The 17,568-nt window shown below is 70.5% G+C and carries 12 protein-coding genes and 1 CRISPR repeat array; of the genes, 9 read left to right on the top strand and 3 right to left on the bottom strand.

From position 1 onward, the window contains the following. Nucleotides 1-234 precede the first annotated feature (234 nt). The 8 genes from casA (at nt 235) to ACZ5NW_RS37080 (ending at nt 11,362) form a co-directional block, all read left to right on the top strand. On the top strand, nt 235-1,818 hold the full coding sequence (gene casA / locus ACZ5NW_RS37045; protein WP_468748451.1) for a type I-E CRISPR-associated protein Cse1/CasA: 1,584 nt from the start codon (nt 235-237) through the stop codon (nt 1,816-1,818). A 33-nt stretch (nt 1,819-1,851) separates the two neighbouring features. After that, nucleotides 1,852-2,532 carry a type I-E CRISPR-associated protein Cse2/CasB gene (gene casB, locus ACZ5NW_RS37050; RefSeq protein WP_468748452.1) on the top strand — a complete coding sequence of 227 codons (681 nt, stop codon included), beginning with the start codon at nt 1,852-1,854 and terminating at the stop codon, nt 2,530-2,532. Further along, nucleotides 2,532-3,653, top strand: coding sequence for a type I-E CRISPR-associated protein Cas7/Cse4/CasC (cas7e, locus tag ACZ5NW_RS37055; protein WP_468748453.1), 1,122 nt, complete (start codon nt 2,532-2,534; stop codon nt 3,651-3,653). The genes casB and cas7e overlap by 1 nt, the downstream gene beginning before the upstream one ends. Next, nucleotides 3,650-4,417, top strand: a complete 768-nt coding sequence (cas5e, locus tag ACZ5NW_RS37060; RefSeq protein WP_468748454.1) for a type I-E CRISPR-associated protein Cas5/CasD — start codon at nt 3,650-3,652, stop codon at nt 4,415-4,417. Before cas7e ends, cas5e begins: the two co-directional genes overlap by 4 nt. Continuing rightward, complete coding sequence (gene cas6e / locus ACZ5NW_RS37065) at nt 4,414-5,064, top strand: type I-E CRISPR-associated protein Cas6/Cse3/CasE (protein WP_468748455.1); 651 nt, start codon at nt 4,414-4,416, stop codon at nt 5,062-5,064. The genes cas5e and cas6e overlap by 4 nt, the downstream gene beginning before the upstream one ends. 56 nt (nt 5,065-5,120) lie before the next feature. Next, entirely contained in the window at nt 5,121-6,053 is a 933-nt protein-coding gene (gene cas1e / locus ACZ5NW_RS37070; RefSeq protein ID WP_468748463.1) for a type I-E CRISPR-associated endonuclease Cas1e, read from the top strand. A 1-nt stretch (nt 6,054) separates the two neighbouring features. Then, entirely contained in the window at nt 6,055-6,384 is a 330-nt protein-coding gene (cas2e, locus tag ACZ5NW_RS37075; RefSeq protein ID WP_468748456.1) for a type I-E CRISPR-associated endoribonuclease Cas2e, read from the top strand. A 17-nt stretch (nt 6,385-6,401) separates the two neighbouring features. Continuing rightward, a CRISPR array of direct repeats spans nt 6,402-9,665; the repeat unit is 29 nt; unit sequence GTGCTCCCCGCCGACGCGGGGGTGAACCG. Between the two features lie 995 nt (nt 9,666-10,660). After that, nucleotides 10,661-11,362 carry a hypothetical protein gene (locus ACZ5NW_RS37080; protein WP_468748457.1) on the top strand — a complete coding sequence of 234 codons (702 nt, stop codon included), beginning with the start codon at nt 10,661-10,663 and terminating at the stop codon, nt 11,360-11,362. Between the two features lie 203 nt (nt 11,363-11,565). Here ACZ5NW_RS37080 and ACZ5NW_RS37085 read toward each other — a convergent pair whose 3' ends face one another. From ACZ5NW_RS37085 to ACZ5NW_RS37095, 3 genes are all read right to left on the bottom strand, one after another. Further along, entirely contained in the window at nt 11,566-12,885 is a 1,320-nt protein-coding gene (locus ACZ5NW_RS37085) for a UDP-glucose dehydrogenase family protein (RefSeq protein ID WP_468748458.1), read from the bottom strand. 73 nt (nt 12,886-12,958) lie between these two features. After that, complete coding sequence (locus ACZ5NW_RS37090; RefSeq protein ID WP_468748459.1) at nt 12,959-13,396, bottom strand: NUDIX domain-containing protein; 438 nt, start codon at nt 13,394-13,396, stop codon at nt 12,959-12,961. A 28-nt stretch (nt 13,397-13,424) separates the two neighbouring features. Further along, nucleotides 13,425-15,191 carry an asparagine synthetase B family protein gene (locus ACZ5NW_RS37095; protein WP_468748460.1) on the bottom strand — a complete coding sequence of 589 codons (1,767 nt, stop codon included), beginning with the start codon at nt 15,189-15,191 and terminating at the stop codon, nt 13,425-13,427. 332 nt (nt 15,192-15,523) lie between these two features. Here ACZ5NW_RS37095 and ACZ5NW_RS37100 point away from each other — a divergent pair, with 332 nt between their 5' ends. After that, nucleotides 15,524-16,915: a sporulation protein gene (locus ACZ5NW_RS37100; RefSeq protein WP_468748461.1), complete on the top strand. Its 1,392-nt coding sequence runs from the start codon at nt 15,524-15,526 to the stop codon at nt 16,913-16,915. Nucleotides 16,916-17,568 lie beyond the last annotated feature (653 nt).

Below are 17,568 nucleotides of genomic sequence, written 5' to 3' on the forward strand. Positions count from 1 at the left end.
GCCGTTGATCACAAGAGGAGGGGCAAGACTGGCGAACGCATCCATCTTCACGCCAGCTCATTCTCCGCTCCACACTGTCTGGTCAGTTGGGGAGGAATCGGCGTCGGCGAGCGTCCATGCTGCCGTGTCAGTAGGGGCTGCTTCACTGTGGCGCACGGCCAACGGTGCTTCTTGCTACGGGGGCTTGATCAGGCACGTGTGTCGAGGGAGACAACGCAACGAAGGGAGGACCGCGTGGCTGGTGTCTTTGACTTACGTGATGAGCCGTGGATCCCCATCCGGTGGGTGAACGGTGCAGCCTCCAGGGTGGGCCTGAGGGAGTTGTTCCACCGGGCGCATGAGGTGGCCGACGTGGAGTTGCCTGTTCCGCCGGCGGGATCCGGGCTCTTACGGCTGCTTGCGGCGATGACCGCGCGGATCGCCTGCGACGGTGAGGGTGTACGTCTGGACGACGAGGGCGAGGCGGAGGAGATCGCCGCGTGGCTTCGGGTGCGCTCCCGGGTGCTGGCGGCCGGGCGCTTCGATCCCGATGCGGTCGATGCGTACCTGGACGGGGACGTTCCTGAGGGGCGGTTCGATCTCTTCGACCCGCAGCGGCCCTTCCTGCAGGACCCGCGTCTGATGGCGCAGTGCGTGACACCGCTGGGGGAGCCGAACCCGTCGGGTGTGAACAAGCTGGTTTTCGGGCGGCCGACGGGTGTTAACGGGGCTGTACTGTTCGGGCACTTCAGCGATGGTGATCCGGTGAGTGTGCCGGCGGCCGAGGCGGCCTGGCACCTGATCGCCCAGCTCTACTACGGGCCGGCCGGGCAGTGCACGCCCCGCCGTATCACCGATGTGCGCACGGGCAGCGGGGACGCGGGACCGCTGCGCAAGACGGTCTCCTATCACCCCTGGGGTCCGGATCTGTTCACCAGCCTCGTCCTGGGTGTGCCCCTGCCGGACGGCGGCACGGACACCGGTGTCAGGGATGAATGCCCCTGGGAGGCCGACAAGCTTCCCGATCCTCTTGCCCAGCCCGATGAGCTCACCTGGCCAGGGCGGATGCTGACGGGGCGGTTCCGGCACGCGGTTTTGCTGGTGCCCTGCGAAGACCGCACCGCCGTCAGCGACGCCTACATCACCTGGTCCACCCACGAGCCCCGGCATGCCGCGCATGATCCGCACCTCATCCTCGACCGCGGCAAGGACGGCGAGCTGCGCCCGCGGGAGGCGGATGGAGGGCGGGCCCTGTGGCGGGACGTGGATGCTCTGCTGCTGATGGACGGCACCCGCTCCACGCTGCGTCCGCGCAGCCTCAACGCCCTTCCACCACGGCTGCGTTCGCGCCTGTCGGTTCGGGCCTACGGCTTCCATCAGGACGGCAAGCAGACCGACACGACGTGGTTCGAGGCGACGACTCCGCCCGTCCTGTGCTGGCAGGAAGAGGCCGACCCGCGCATGGCCCGTCATCTCGCGCGCTGCCACGAGGCGGCCGAGGCCGTCGGGGACCGCCTGGCCTACGCCGCCCGCCTGGCCTGGAGGCTCGCCACCGACACCAGTGCTGCTTCGGCTGCCCAGGTGAAGCTGGACCGGCGCAAGCCGGGACCGTGGGCCGATGCGGCGCTGCGCCGCTACTGGCCTGCAGCCGAGCGGGAGTTCTGGCGGATGGCGGACCCTCAGCGGTGCGACGAGCTGCCCTATCCGCCGCTGGTGAACGCCGCACTGGCAGCACTCGATGACGCCATCGGCCCGGCCAACCGGGCCGATATCCGGGTGGCCCGCGCCCGTAACCGTGCCCGTGCTGCCCTACGCGCCCTGCTGCGCACCACAGTCTGACCCTGGCACCTCACACGTCGAGGAATTTCCGTCATGACCACCACACCCACGCCGCCGTCCTCCCCGCCGCCGGCCACGCCACAGCGTTCATCGCAGGCGGCGGACGCCTTCGTCACCTACGTGATCAAGCTCTGCGGCAACAAGCGGATCCAGGCCGAACTGCGCACCGGCCTCGGTCGGCCCGTTCAGCGCTGCAACTTCATGCACCGCCACCTGGTACGCCGCTTGCCCGAGGACCTGCACCCTCATGCCCGCCGTGCCCACTACGCGGTGGCCGCACTGATTGCCGCGCGTCCCAGGCCGGCCCGTACCGCTGACGCCGAAAGGTCCGCGAGCGCGCAGAGCGCCGGCACAGCCCCGGTGCGGGCCAACCTCGGTGCGAGCCTGGCCGCCGCGGTCAACGCGCGCGTGATCAAACCCGACTCCGCCGAGGGAGACCTGCACCTGTTCGCCCGGCAGAGCAGCGAGGCCCTCCACGCACGCCTGCCCGCACTGACCCGGCACCTGCTGGCCGGCGGCGTCCCCGTCGACTGGGCCGCCCTTCTGGAAGACCTCACCTGGTGGGACCGCTACCGCGACCGCATCGTGACCCGCTGGCTGGAGAGCTACTACCGCTCCGCCGCTGTAGAGGCAGACCAGGCCCCGGCCGGTGACGACCCCACCACTGACACTCCCACCCGTGTGACCTGCGAACTGCACGAGGAGAACAACTGATGTCCCTATTCCTCGACCTGAACGCTCTTCAGTCGGTGCCGGCCGCCAACCTCAACCGCGACGACCTCGGCTCACCCAAGACCGTCCGCTACGGCAACACGCCCCGCATCCGCGTCTCCAGCCAGTCCTGGAAGCGGGTCATCCGCCACGGCGTCGAGCACGACCTGGGACAGAAGGCCGCCCGCACCCGCCTGGTGCCCGTCAAGGTCCGCCAGGCCCTGGAACGGGCGGGCTGGCCCAGGGAGCTGGCCGAGTTCGCGGGAGGCCAGGTCGCCGCGAGCGCCGGCAAGAAGGGCATCGGCACGGAGAAGGAGGGGCACACCTCGGTGCTGCTGTTCCTTCCGGAAAGCGGCCTGGCCGAACTCGTCGCCCTCTGCATGGAGCACCGCGAGCAGCTGGAGCAGAACCTGACGAAGAAAAAGCCCGGGCAGGTCCTGCCGACCGACGCAATCGAGGAGATCCTCAAACGGCGCACCGCCTCCATCAGTCTCCTCGGCCGGATGCTGGCCGAGCTGCCCGGCGCCAATGTGGACGGCGCCGCCCAGGTCGCCCACGCCTTCACCACGCACGCCGCCGAGCCGCAGCGCGACTACTTCACGGCCGTCGACGACTGGCTCGGCCAGGCCGACACCGGCAGCGGCCACCTGGACACCAGCGAGTTCAGCGCCGGCGTGTTCTACCGCTACGCCACCGTCAACGTCACCGACCTGCTCGCCAACCTCGACGGCGACGACAAGGCGGCCCGCACCGTCCTCGGCTCGTTCGCCGAGCACTTCCTGCTCTCCCTGCCGCAGGCGAAGAAGAACAGCACCGCCCCCCACACCGTCCCCGACCTCGCCTACCTCGCCGTGCGCACCCAGCGGCCCCTGTCCCTGGCCGCGGCCTACGAGACTCCCGTCAAGCACAGCGACGGCGGATTCGCCCGGGCCTCCCGCAGGGCACTGGCCGCCTACGCCAACGACCTCAACCGCCTCACGGGCCAACGCCACCGCCCCTTCCACGGCCACGCCGCCGTCGACGACGAGGCCGTGGACCTGAGCGCACTGGGCGCGGCGCATCCCTCCTTCTACGACCTCATCGACGCCGCCCTCGACGCGGCCATGGCTGGGACCCAGGCATGAGCGGACTGATCCTGCGGCTGGCCGGCCCCCTGCAGTCCTGGGGCGAACGTTCGGCCTTCACCCCCGACCGGGACACCGCCCCCTTCCCCACCCGCTCAGCCCTGATCGGCATGTTCGCCGCAGCACACGGCACGACACGGCACGACACCACGGCCCTGGCACGCTACGAGGACCTGCAGTTCACCATCCGTATCGACCGGCCCGGGCTCCAGCTGGTCGACTACCACACCGTCGGAGGCGGCCGGCCCCCTCACCTGACCGCAGCCACCAGCGGCGGCAGCCACAAGGGGGCGGCCGTCATCACCCGCCGCCACTACCTCGCCGATGCCGCATTCGTCATCGCCGTCACCGGCCCCGACCACACCACCTCCCGCATCGCCGACGCCCTGCACCAGCCCCACTGGGCGCCCTACCTGGGCCGGCGCTCCTGCGTGCCCGACGAACCGCTCCTGCTGCGCACCCACAGCCCCGACCCGGTCAGGGAATTGCTGGAGCAGGTACCGCTCACCCCCGATCCCGCCCGGCCCGCCCCGCACAACGGCACCCTCACGGCCACCTTCCTGTGGGAACACCCCAACCGCTCCGCCCACGGGGCAGATCGGCTCACCGTCCAGGACATCCCACGCTGCTTCGCCCCCCACGGCCGCCACCACGACCGCCGCACCCTCTACCGCACCCTCGAACACCTCCCCGCCCGCCTCGCAGCCAACCCGCACACCCTGCACCAGCAGCTCATCGACTACGCCACGAAGGAACCCGCATGAGTCCACGCGCGGCGCTCGCCCGCATCCGCCTCAACGTCCACAACCGGGCTGTCCAACGCGACCTGCGCGATGCCACCCACATGCACCGCACCCTCATGCGGCTGGTGCCCGACGGCCTCGGCACCTCCCCCCGCCACACCGCCGGACTGCTCTACCGCCTCGACGAGACCGACACCACCAGCACCCTCCTCGTTCAGGCCGACAACCTGCAGATCGCCCGCCTGCCTGACGGCTACGGCCACAGCGACGTCAAAAACCTCACCCCCATGTTCGATGCCCTCAAAGAAGGGCTCGCCGTCCGGTACCGCATCACCGTCAACCCGGCAAAAACCGAACGCCTGCCCCTCGAAGCCAAAGGCCAACGCGGCAAACGCACCCCGCTCACCGGACCGGACGCTGACCAGTGGTGGACCCACCGCGCCACCGCAGCAGGCCTCCAGCTCAGCACACTCCTGCCCACGCCCATCACCCCGGCACGCTCCTACGCAAAGAACGCCCCGCCCATCCGCCACCACCTGATCCGCTACGACGGCACCGCCACCGTCACCGACCCCGACGCCCTCACCACGGCCATTCTGACCGGCATCGGCCGGGCCAAGTCCTATGGCGCAGGACTGCTCAGCCTCGCCCCCGCAACCACCCCATGACGCCACCAAGCACCGGCGGCCAGGCACGCAAACGCCTGGCCGCACCCACCCTCGCCATGCTTCCGCGCATCGCGGACTCCCTCTCCTTCCTCTACCTCGACATGGTCCGCGTCGTGCAGGACGACACCGGCGTGTGCGCCCAGATCAAGACCGACGACCACCGCACCGACACCGTCTACATCCCCACCGCCGCACTCACCTGCCTCCTCCTCGGCCCCGGCGTATCCATCACCACCCGCGCCCTGGCCACCCTCGCCCGCCACGGCACCAGCGTCGTATGCACAGGATCAGGCGGCGTACGCGCCTACGCCGGCATCCTCCCCGACTCCCTGACCACCCACTGGCTCGAGCAACAGGTCAACGCCTGGGCCGACCCCCACCAACGGCTCGACGTCGCCACCCGCATGTACGAAAAACGCTTCGGTGAAGACACCGTCCCCGACGGCACCACCCTTGCCCAACTACGCGGCATGGAGGGCCAGCGCATGAAAGCCCTCTACAAACTCCTCGCCCAAAAACACGGCATCGGCCGCTTCCGCCGCAACTACCACCCCGACCAGTGGCACCAGCAAGACCCCGTCAACCTCGCCCTGTCCGCAGCCAACACCTGCCTGTACGGCATCATCCACGCCGCACTCCTCGCCCTGGGCTGCTCACCCGCCCTGGGTTTCGTCCACACCGGCGCCCAGCACGCCTTCGTCTACGACATCGCCGACCTCTACAAAGCCGACACCACCCTCCCTCTCGCCTTCTCCCTGCACCAAACGCCCAACCCCGAACAAGAAGCCCGCCGCAAATTCCGCGAAGACCTCCGCCTCATCAAACTCCTGCCGCGCATCGTCCACGACGTCCAAGACCTCCTCATGCCCTCCACCGATGCTGCGGACGAGGACCTCCCCGAGCGTCACGACATTCGCCTCGTCCACCTCTGGGACCCGAAGACCGGGCCCCTTCCTGCGGGCGTGAACTACGCCCCGGACGGAGGCTGACATGCCCTCCATGCTCGTCATCGCCACCACAGCCGTCCCCGACCACCTCCGCGGCGCCCTGAGCAGATGGACCACCGAAGTCGTTCCTGGCATTTTCGTCGGCGCCGTCTCCGCACGTGTCCGCGACCAACTCTGGAACAACGTCGCAGACGTCGTCGGAGACGGCGCTGCTGTCCTCATCCATCCCGCCCCAACGGAACAGGGCTACGCCATCCGTACGGCAGGAACCCGCCGCCGCATCCCCATCGACTTCGACGGCCTCACCCTCATCCGAATGACAGGAGTCCCTCAAAAACCCAACACGGCAAAGAAACGGCAAATCGATAGCTAGAGTGCAGGTCACGAAGTGTGCTCCCCGCCGACGCGGGGGTGAACCGCAGGCCGCCGACCTGTACCGGCTGGGCCACACGTGCTCCCCGCCGACGCGGGGGTGAACCGTCGTCGGCCTTGTTCACGCCGGACTGGAAGCCGTGCTCCCCGCCGACGCGGGGGTGAACCGCCGCAATCGAACTCGCCGACGCCCTCGACACCGTGCTCCCCGCCGACGCGGGGGTGAACCGGCGCACAAGGCCCGCGTCGAGGAGCAACGCCGGTGCTCCCCGCCGACGCGGGGGTGAACCGACCTCCGGACCCGGCTTCGGCATCGCCGTACAGTGCTCCCCGCCGACGCGGGGGTGAACCGCTGGAAGGGTTCCTGCGGCGGATGCGGAACGGGTGCTCCCCGCCGACGCGGGGGTGAACCGACGAGCTGACCACGGTCCGGCGCGGCCGCACGGTGCTCCCCGCCGACGCGGGGGTGAACCGCCCTCGACACCATCCGCAACGGCCACCGCCCCGTGCTCCCCGCCGACGCGGGGGTGAACCCGCGCGCCGGGAACCGCACCACCCGCACCTGCCGTGCTCCCCGCCGACGCGGGGGTGAACCGGTGACGCCGGGACAGACCAGGTGCAGGTACTCGTGCTCCCCGCCGACGCGGGGGTGAACCGCCGCGAGCGAGGCTGGCGCGAAGCACCGCCCCGTGCTCCCCGCCGACGCGGGGGTGAACCGCTGGCCACCGCGAAGGCCGAGCTGAAGACCGCGTGCTCCCCGCCGACGCGGGGGTGAACCCGCCGTGCCAGGGCCTCGCCGGCCAGCGCGCGCAGGTGCTCCCCGCCGACGCGGGGGTGAACCTGCAGGGCCAGCTGCAGCAGCTCCATGCGCCGCGTGCTCCCCGCCGACGCGGGGGTGAACCGGCCCTCAAGGAGGACCGAACCTACCCGCACCTGTGCTCCCCGCCGACGCGGGGGTGAACCGGCGGCAGCGCGGGTGAGGATCCCGTCGCGGGCGTGCTCCCCGCCGACGCGGGGGTGAACCGACTGCGGCCGAGAAGTGCCGGCTCCGGACGGCGTGCTCCCCGCCGACGCGGGGGTGAACCGGCGGACGGCATACCCCACCCCCGAGACGGTGCGTGCTCCCCGCCGACGCGGGGGTGAACCGCTTCCCCCCTCCCCCCTTTCCGCGCCCGAGAAGTGCTCCCCGCCGACGCGGGGGTGAACCGATGCTGGTTCTCAGGTGAGCGAGGTGAGCTGTGGTGCTCCCCGCCGACGCGGGGGTGAACCGGAGACGGTCAGCCAGCAGGCGCGGCGGTGGTGGTGCTCCCCGCCGACGCGGGGGTGAACCGCTGTTGACGTTGCCGGCGGCCGGGGTGGACGAGTGCTCCCCGCCGACGCGGGGGTGAACCGCAGGCGTCGTGGACGGCGGCGGCCGCTGTCGCGTGCTCCCCGCCGACGCGGGGGTGAACCGATGCGCTGCATGGAGGCCCGGTTACCGGGGGCGTGCTCCCCGCCGACGCGGGGGTGAACCGTCCAGGGAGCGGGCCCAGCCGTAGCGTTCGAGGTGCTCCCCGCCGACGCGGGGGTGAACCGGAGACGGTCAGCCAGCAGGCGCGGCGGTGGTGGTGCTCCCCGCCGACGCGGGGGTGAACCGCAGAGTCTGCGCAGGCTGGGTCAGCGAATGAAGTGCTCCCCGCCGACGCGGGGGTGAACCGGCGCCGCGGCGGCCCAGCATCTTGCGTGCCCGGTGCTCCCCGCCGACGCGGGGGTGAACCGCCGCGCTGGGTGCAGCGTGAGGTGGAGGGCGAGTGCTCCCCGCCGACGCGGGGGTGAACCGCAGTACGACGTCACCGGACAGCTCGGCCGGCAGTGCTCCCCGCCGACGCGGGGGTGAACCGAACGCCAGGAAGACGCCCTTCTCCATGGTTCGGTGCTCCCCGCCGACGCGGGGGTGAACCGACGTCCACATCTACGCCTACCTCACCGCCACCGTGCTCCCCGCCGACGCGGGGGTGAACCGACCTCGGCACCGCCCTCGTCCGCATCGTCGGCGTGCTCCCCGCCGACGCGGGGGTGAACCGCCTACGCGGGCGCCGCGAATGCGCTGCGGAACGTGCTCCCCGCCGACGCGGGGGTGAACCGTGGTTGTGAGGCCCCGCGCCTGTATCGGATGAGTGCTCCCCGCCGACGCGGGGGTGAACCGGCGGCGACCGACTGGTGGCCACCCTGTCCCGCGTGCTCCCCGCCGACGCGGGGGTGAACCGAACCTGTCATAGGCCGCTACAGCCTTCACGCCGTGCTCCCCGCCGACGCGGGGGTGAACCGTAGACGAGGGGGACGCGGCCGTCGTCGTCGAGGTGCTCCCCGCCGACGCGGGGGTGAACCGCTCGACTTCGACGTACCGAGACAGGGGGAGACGTGCTCCCCGCCGACGCGGGGGTGAACCGGAGGCGGCCTGCTGGAGTTCGCGGCTGCCGTCGTGCTCCCCGCCGACGCGGGGGTGAACCGAACATGGCGAACGATCCGCTGGCTGCGGACGGGTGCTCCCCGCCGACGCGGGGGTGAACCGGACACCGTGAACCCGGTGACCACGCCGATCATGTGCTCCCCGCCGACGCGGGGGTGAACCGCTGTACTCGCTCACCGCGCACTCCCGTTGTCCGTGCTCCCCGCCGACGCGGGGGTGAACCTGCGCGAGACAGGCCGGGATCGCCCACAGCTACGTGCTCCCCGCCGACGCGGGGGTGAACCGGCCGTCGGCTGCTCCGGCAGCGGCCGCGGCTGGTGCTCCCCGCCGACGCGGGGGTGAACCGCTTGTACAGCTCGTACGGGGGCGCGACGCGCAGTGCTCCCCGCCGACGCGGGGGTGAACCGCTGAGCCGGGTCTGGCCCCGGCCCGTGGTGAAGTGCTCCCCGCCGACGCGGGGGTGAACCGGTGGACGACACGGGCCCTTTGCCGAGCAGCTCGTGCTCCCCGCCGACGCGGGGGTGAACCGTCCATCCCCTGCTGCGAGTGCATCACGTCGACGTGCTCCCCGCCGACGCGGGGGTGAACCGGCCTTGCCGAGATCCTCCGCCTGGGTGCCGAAGTGCTCCCCGCCGACGCGAGGGTGAACCACGCGGAGCCGTTGGCGGGCGCGGGCAACGGTCGTGCTCCCCGCCGACGCGGGGGTGAACTGCCCAGCAGGACGCCCTCACCGAGCAGCAGCGCGTGCTCCCCGCCGACGCGGGGGTGAACCGCATCAGGGCGTCTTCAATCCCGACCCCGCATGGGCTCCCCGCCGACGCGGGGGTGAACCGTAGAAGTGAAAGCAAGGTGTCGTACATGTGCTCGTCCTCGCTCCGGCCGAGCGGACCGAGGATCTCGGGGAGGTGGCCGAGGGCGAAGTTGAGGTGTCCCGCCTTGCGTCCGCGGGCATCGGGCTGGTGCAGGTGCAGCAGAGCTTCTGGATCCAGGTTGTCTGCCAAAACCAGACGTGCTTCGGCTTCGACTCCAGCCCACGCGTTTCGGGCGCGTTTGTTGGCAACCCGCCGCGTATCGCTGCGGAGGAAGGCCGCCCCTGCCGAGAACCCAGCGGCGACCAGGGCGATCAGCGCGGCGGGGATACGAGCATCCGCCGAAGCCAGGCCCGCGGCTCCCGAGATCTCGGCAAGCAGGGCAGCAGGGCCCAAGGCCCACATCGACATAGACCCAGAAACGTACCCTTCTGTGGCAACGCTTCACCTGCTGTGCAGCCTCATCACGTATCCGTTCCAGCTCGACGCGTGTCCTGCTCAGGAGAATCGACCATGTGCCAATGGTCTCAGTTTCTCTGATCTATCAGAATGCTCGGGATGCCCTGTGATGGGCCCGCCGGTGCTGATCGTTTTGTTGTCGAAGTCGGTGCCGATGACGGTGAAGCGCTCAAGGAAGTCGGTGCGGTGAAGCCAGGTGCGGTGGCGATGAGCAACTCGACGGCGGCGGCCGGGCTGACCAGTCCGGCAACGTGGGCTCGTAGCTGCTCGGTGGAGTTGATCGGGGGCTTTCGGTGCTGTGGCCGTGTCAGGCTGTGCCCGGACTCCCCTGCGATCTGCTCCCAGCCTCATGGCGGGCCCAAACTCGGCTGACTGCAACGGAGTTGGTCATGAACAGGAGGCTGATCCGGCAAACCCGGCCATAGGATCCAGGTATGCCAGGAGGTGTTGGAAGTTCGGCAGGGACACAGGATGGAGCGCGCCCTGTCCGCTTAGGCCCGTTGAACAGATGGGAGCGGCCTGCGGCCGGGGTGGCCGGAAGCGTGCTCGCGGGGGCCGGGGTGGCAGCGGTCTTCGTCTCGAACAACCAGGCGGGTAGTGCCACTTTGGTGGTGATCGGCGGGCTGTTTTTGCTGATGGCCGTGAGCGGCCGCACCATCGAAAGCGTACGCATTGGCGATTGGGAGTTCACGATGGCGGAATTGCGCAGGCAGGCGGCCGAGCAAGCCCGTTCCGGGCTGACCGATCAGGCTCAGGCCACGTTGAGCGTCCTCAAGAAACTCAACCCGCAGTCGGACCGGGACCCGGAGGTTCACGCTGTGGAGATCTCGGTCTTCGAGAACCGGGTCCTCGAAGCTGTCGAGGCCGCATGTTCCGAGGACGAGCACGTGGAACGCCACCTCAACGCCGGCCTGGGCGAGCCGCTCGCCGTCCTTGTGGCGCAGCCCGGCGGCGCCAGGATCGGTGTCTTCGCCGCGTATGCCCTGGACGGCTCTGGTCACATCCAAGCGGCGGCCTCGGACATCTTCGTCCGACGAGCGAAAGAGGTGGACTGCCACGCATACCTTTTCGTCAACGGCACGCTCCACCGAGAGGACCTCGAGCGCCTGGCTGAAGGTATCCAGCGGGACGGCGGCCAGCCTGTGGGTATCGAGACCTGGGCGTCCACGACGCAATCCGCTCCTCTCCGCCCTGCCATTGACCGTCTGCTGGCCCGGGTTCGCGGCTCCCAGGACGAGAACGTGACGATTCCCCGGCAGTGACCGAGTGCCGTATGACTGCCAATTCAGCTGGCCTGGGCGCTCTGCTGTGCCCGCATCCCGAGCACGTTGGCGAAAAGCAGCGGGCGGTCCCTCTCCTCAGCAGGCGCTGGCAGTGACCATCCGGCGGGTCTTGGAGTAGGGGCTCGAACGCGGATGGCCTGCCAGGCAATGCCGGCGGGCCATCCGCGTTCGAGCCCCCTTGGTCAGGCGCGTCCGAGGGTTCGGGTGATCCAGCCGGCGTCGCGCCACTGGTCGGTGTTGAGGGTGCCGCGGGCGTCGATGACCTTGGGGGTGGTCGTGCGGGTGGCGAGCCGCTTGGGGTCGATGGTGGTGAAGTGGTGCCACTCGGTGAGGTGGAGGAGGAGGTCAGTGTCGTCGACGGCGGCGATCGGGTCTTCGGCGTAGTCGAGCTCGGGGTGGAGCTTGCGGGCGTTGTCGAGGGCCTTGGGGTCGGTGACGGTGACGGTGGCGCCGAGGTCGTGGAGGGCCTGGGCGACGGCGAGGGCGGGCGAGTCGCGGATGTCGTCGGTCTCAGGCTTGAAAGCGGCGCCCCAGATGGTGATCCGCTTGCCCCGCAGGTCGCCTCCGAGTTCTTCCCGGGCGAGGTCGATGACACGCTGGCGGCGGCGGGCGTTGACGGCGGCGGCTTCGCGGAGGATGCCGACGGCTTGGCCGGCGTCGAGGTCTTCGGCGCGGTTGATGAAGCCGGCGAGGTCCTTGGGCAGGCAGCCTCCGCCGAAGCCGAGGCCGGGCCGCATGCCGTGGCGGCCGATGCGGTGGTCGTGGCCGAGGATGTCGGCGAGCTCGGCGACGTTGGCGCCGGACTTCTCACAGACCTCGGCCATTGCGTTGATGAAGGAGATCTTGGTGCCGAGGAAGGAGTTCGCGGCGCCCTTGGCGAGCTCGGCGGTGGCCCAGTCCGTGACGATCGTCGGCGTCCCCGACTCGATGATCTTCTCGAACGCCTGCCGCAGCAGGGCCTCGGCCCAGGAGTGGGCGGTGTTGAAGCCCAGGACGAGGCGGTCGGGTCGGAGGGTGTCGTCGACTGCGAAGGACTCGCGGAGGAACTCGGGGTTCCAGGCGACCTCCACGAGGTCGCCGGCGGGGGCGTACTCGTGCAGGATCTCGGCGACGCGGGGTGCGGTGCCGACCGGGACGGTGGACTTGACCGCGACGACGGCCGGGGCCTTCAGACCGGGCGCCAGGCGGCGGACGGCGTCGAAGAGGTGGGTGAGGTCGTAGGCGTCACTGCCGGCCTGCGGCGGAGTGCCCACCCCGATGAAGTGCAGGTCCGCGAAGCCGGCGGCCTCGCCGTAGGAGGCCGTGAACTTCAGCCGGCCAGAGGCGGTGTGCTTGGCGAGGAGACCGTCCAGGTCGCGTTCGAAGAACGGCGCCCGGCCGGAGTTGAGGATGTGGACCTTGTCGATGTCGGAGTCCATGCCCAGGACCTCGTGGCCGAGCTCGGCCATGCAGGCAGCGTGGGTGGCGCCGAGGTAGCCGCATCCGATGACGGTCATCTTCATGCTCAGGGTCGTCCCTTCGTGTGGGGCCGCCGCTGGCGGCCCCACCCTTGGCCCGCCCCGAAGGGCGGGGTGATCAGGAGGGCCCGGCGGCCAGATAGCGGTGGATCCCGCCCCGGATGAACGGCGGGATCGTGAGGATGCCGAGGTGCTCGGGGGCGAAGAACTGGAGCTTGACGCCCTCGGCGAGCGGGAGGGCGGTCTCATCGCCGTCCCAGCGGGCGGAGAAGAAGGTGATGATCTGCCCGGAGCCGCGGTGGTCGGTGATCTCGAACAGCTCGGTCAGGCACCCGGCAGTGAGTCCGGCTTCTTCGTCGAGTTCGCGGACGATCGCGGTGGCCGGCGCCTCACCGGGGTCGCAGCCGCCTCCCAGGAGGCTCCAGTGGGCGGGCCAGGCGATGTTCGGGAGGTCATCGCGGAGGTGGAGGAGGAGTTCGCCGCGGCGGTTGGTGATGATCGCGACGGCTCCGCGGGCGGGGCCCGGCTCCGGGCTAGCGGTGGTGTCGGAGTGCATTCCGACACGCTAGTGGGGCAGTTGGGGATCACGAGGCAGCCTGGACGATCTGGTCAGAAAACCAGGCGGCTGCCATGAGGGCCTGCATGCGGGTGCGGTCGAACCGGCCGCCGGGCTGCAAACCCCCCTGAAGGAGGGGGCGGAATCCAGGCGGGGCGTCGGTGAGAGCCATGCGGATCTGGGAGTCGGCCCAGGCCGCGAGGTTGTCGTTGAGCCAGGACGGGACCGGGGAGGCGAACCCGAGCTTGTCCCGGCTGGCCCAGACCTCGCAGGGCAGGCCCAGGGCCTTGGCCGCGTCCCGCAGGATCCGCTTGCCCTGGGCCGGATCGGTGATCTTGTAGTCGACGGGCAGCCGGTAGGACAGCTCGACCAGGTCACGGGCGAGGTAGGGGGACCGGCGTTCGAGCGCGTAGGCGGAGGCGAGTTTGTCGCTGGTCATCACCAGCGGCCTCCAGGCCGTGGCCAGGTCCGCCAGTGTCAGGCTGCGGGCCAGGTCCCCGCCGGCGCGGGCCATGGCGTCGGCGACCAGTTCGCGGAGGCGGCCGTCGGGGTCCGGGCCGCGAAGGATGAGCCGGGTGACGGCCTCCGCCGGGTCGAGAGACTCGCCGGCGGTGTGCATGAGCTTGGCGGCCAGCGGCCGGTAGGCGTCAAGCCCGGCGTTCAGAACGGCGTCGGGTCCGAAGAGGACCAGGGCCTGGCGGACGTAGCCCATCAGGAACTCGTCCGGCCCGAGCCCGCCAATCACGACCCGCAGGCCGAGGCCGGCGATCTTCCGGTAGGCCATGTACTCGGAGAACGTGGACGCGTTCCCCATGGGGTAGTCCAGGGCCCGCATCATCTGCGGCAGGGCCCGGGTGAAGTCGCGATGGTCCGGTTCGACCACCACCAGTTCGGCCTTGATGTCCCGGGCGATGGCCGCGGCGGTGGAGGACTCGTCCAGGCGGTCCTGGCCCGGGTAACGGACCGTGACGCAGACGGGGGGCCGCATCAGGTAGGCCAGCACCGCCGAGTCCAGCCCGCCGGAGAGGAGGAGGGCGAAGTCGCAGCCCGGGGACCGCAACGGGATCTGCTCGGCCAGGATCGTGGAGAACCTGGCCAGGGCCTCGTCGTAGGTGCCGGCGTAGGGGGCCCGGTCCTCCAGGTGCCACCAGGTCATCTGGTCGATCGAGCCGGTGGTGACGTCGAAGGACAGCAGGGCGGCCGGGGCCAGCAGCTGGATGCCCTGGAACGGGGTGTCGACCCCGACGGGGGTCTCGATCGCGGTGACCTCGGGCCGTAAGACCAGCGGGGCCGGTCCGTAGCCGATCAGCGTGGTGACCTCGGAGGCGAACGCGAGCCGGCCGCCGTCCAGGCGCCAGTAGAGCGGCTTCTCCCCGAGCCGGTCGCGGGCCAGGAACAGCTTCGCGGTCCGGGGGTCATAGACGGAGACTGCGAACATGCCGTCCAGTCCGTCCAGGCAGGCCGGGCCGATCCTGGCCCAGGCCCGCAGCAGGAAGTGGGCGTCCGACTCCCGCTCGCTGATCTCGATGCCCCAAGCGGCGGCCTGCTGGCGCCAGTTGTAGATCTCCCCGTTGAAGGCCAGCAGGATCCCGGTGTCCCGGTCGAGGTAGGGGCCAGGCATGGCCTGCGGGTCGACGATGAGGAGGGTGTTCATGGCCAGCACCGCCCGCCCGTCCCGGGCGGCGGCATGCATAGTGCCGTCCGGGCCGCGGTAGTGCTGCGAGTCGCCCATCGCGGCGACGGTCTTCTCGTGCCGGAGAGCGTCGCCTCCGGCCAGTCCTGCGATTCCGCACATCTGGTTCACCCCCGAGCGTGAAGTCGTGGTGCCTGGCGGCGGTCGCCGCCGGGAGCCCCTTCCCGGCGTCCCGGCGGCGGCCTGTGCCCTCATCACACCCGCCGGGCCCTCATGCCAGGGAGGGCTCGCACGGGGGCTCACAACTCGCGAAACCGGTTCACCCAGGGTCCGCAGGGCAATACCCTCGGTGTCCCGTGGCGGAGGACAGCCGTCCTTGCCCGACCCGGCCGGAAGCCGTGCGGCTGAATGTGCCCACTCGCGCGAACCGGCACCGTGGCGTTTCCTCGTCAGCGGCCCAACCCGTTGCTGACCTGGAGGAAGAGGGGATTCTGGTGGCGTCGACCAGCCGTCGGAAGCGTCCGCCGAACGCGGACCTGGCCCGGCTCATCGAGACCTGCGGCGCGAGCCACAAGTCCTTAGCCCTGCGGGTCAACCAGCTCGCCCAGCAGGCGGGGCTGGAGACGGACTACTCACACACGTCCATCGCGAACTGGTGCCAGCGGGGCATGGTCCCCAAGTGGCCGGTACCGACCCTCCTCGCGCAGGCCATCGGCGAACGGCTCGGCCGACCGGTGTCTCTGTCCGAAATCGGTATGGGCGATGCGGAGACACCGGACGCGGATGTGGGGTTGGATTTCCCGCGGGACCGCGGTGATGCGGTCGAAGTGGCCACCTCGTTCTGGAGTTTCGTGAACCGCCGCGACTTCTTAACCGGATCCGGTTTCGCCGTGTCCGCGTTCACCACCCCCGTGACCCGCTGGCTGGTCACCCCCGCCGACGAGGCCGCCGACATGGCCGGCGGCAAGAGGGTCGGCCGCGCTGACCTGGAAGAACTCCGTGACGCGGCCGACGAGGCCCGCCGCTGGGACTCGAAATACGGCGGCGGGAACTGGAAGGCCAACTCGGTCGCCGTCTGCCTGCAGGAGCGTGCGGCCCCACTGCTGCGGGGCTCGTTCACCGACGCGGTCGGCCGGGACCTGTTCTCGGTGACCTCCGAGCTCTCGCGGCTGGCCGGGTGGACCGCGTTCGACGTCGGTCAGCACGACGTCGCCCAAAGGCACTTCATTCAGGCCCTCCGCCTGGCCCGCGCGGGCGGAGACGTCGAACTGGGCTGCTATGTCCTGACCACGATGGCGATGCAGTCCTTGCTGCGGGGCTTCCCCTCCGAGGCCGTCGACATGGCCCAGGGAGCCTTCGAACGAGCCAAGGGCCAGGCCGCCCCCAGGGTGCTGGCGTTCACCAAGCTGATCGAGGCCCGGGCCCATGCCCGTGAAAGGAACGCCAGGGCCGCCTCACGCGCTCTGGCCGCGTCCGAGGACCTCATCAGCCAGGCTGACCAGAGCATGGGCGACGAGCCGGCCTGGATCGACTTCTATCACCATGCGAGGCTCTCCGCGGACGCCGCCGAGGTCTTCCGCGACCTGAAGAACCCCAAGGCCGCCCTGGCCTGGAACCAGCAGGCCGCCGCCATGCCGTCCGGGGTGTTCACCCGCTCGGTCGGCATGCGGCTCGCGATCGTCGGGACCGCTCACCTCCAGGCCCGCCAGCTCGACCAGGGCCTCGACCTGGGCAACCGTTCCGTGGACATCCTCGCCCGCGTCCAGTCCACCCGGGCCAAGGACTATGTCCGCGAGTTCAACACCGCCCTCGCCCCCTGGCGCCGCGAGCCGGCCGTTCGCGCGTTCATCCACCGCACCCGCACTGAACTCGGCATCGCCGCCTGAGCACGATTTTCCTTGAGGGGCCGGTCGGTCAGCCGCCGGGGCGGAGACGATGAGCAGGGGGTCGTCGGCGGGCCGCGGATCGCAGGACTCCCGGGGATCGCCCTGGGACAGCACCACCACCTCGCCGGGCGCCGTGACGGGGCAGCACACGCCGCAGCCGCACAACGGGTTGAAGGGCTCGGGGTGGGCGCTGGAGGGGTGTTGAAGTAGTCGGCTTTCTGCTCTGAGGTGGGCTGCTGGCTGGGGCCCGCATAGTGGCGGATTCCGCTGGTGTCGACCGGGGTGCCGCGGGCCATCGCCTCCCGCAGCGCGTTGTTGGCGGTGGCGTCCTTAAGCGGCAGCATCGCGGTGGCCCGCCGGTACGGGCCGGTCAGGGTCTGCTCGCTGACGCCTTCCAGAATGCGGGCCGCGAAGTGCCAGGGCCGGGTGCGGGCCTGCCGGGTGACGACGATTAGTTCGATGGTGTCGCCGGAGCGGCGGTGCAGCCGTTCGTGTACCGCGTCCAGGACCGTGCAGTCCCGCAGCCACCAGCCGACCGTCAGTATCAGCGGCCGGTCGGTCGCGGGCGGTCCTTCGGGGGGTTGAACATCGGCACGAAACGCTCTCCGACCCCGCCCCTTCTGTTTTCCCGCAAAGGCAGTTACAGCGCGGGC

This window comes from Streptomyces sp. NPDC032126, assembly GCF_055580085.1.

What these genes read in the sequence shown, in the direction of transcription:
- casB (WP_468748452.1), top strand. Translation starts at nt 1,852, where the DNA reads ATGACCACCACACCCACGCCGCCGTCCTCCCCGCCGCCGGCCACGCCA.
- cas7e (WP_468748453.1), top strand. Translation starts at nt 2,532, where the DNA reads ATGTCCCTATTCCTCGACCTGAACGCTCTTCAGTCGGTGCCGGCCGCC.
- cas5e (WP_468748454.1), top strand. Translation starts at nt 3,650, where the DNA reads ATGAGCGGACTGATCCTGCGGCTGGCCGGCCCCCTGCAGTCCTGGGGC.
- cas6e (WP_468748455.1), top strand. Translation starts at nt 4,414, where the DNA reads ATGAGTCCACGCGCGGCGCTCGCCCGCATCCGCCTCAACGTCCACAAC.
- cas1e (WP_468748463.1), top strand. Translation starts at nt 5,121, where the DNA reads ATGCTTCCGCGCATCGCGGACTCCCTCTCCTTCCTCTACCTCGACATG.
- cas2e (WP_468748456.1), top strand. Translation starts at nt 6,055, where the DNA reads ATGCCCTCCATGCTCGTCATCGCCACCACAGCCGTCCCCGACCACCTC.
- ACZ5NW_RS37085 (WP_468748458.1), bottom strand. Translation starts at nt 12,885, where the DNA reads ATGAAGATGACCGTCATCGGATGCGGCTACCTCGGCGCCACCCACGCT.
- ACZ5NW_RS37090 (WP_468748459.1), bottom strand. Translation starts at nt 13,396, where the DNA reads ATGCACTCCGACACCACCGCTAGCCCGGAGCCGGGCCCCGCCCGCGGA.
- ACZ5NW_RS37095 (WP_468748460.1), bottom strand. Translation starts at nt 15,191, where the DNA reads ATGTGCGGAATCGCAGGACTGGCCGGAGGCGACGCTCTCCGGCACGAG.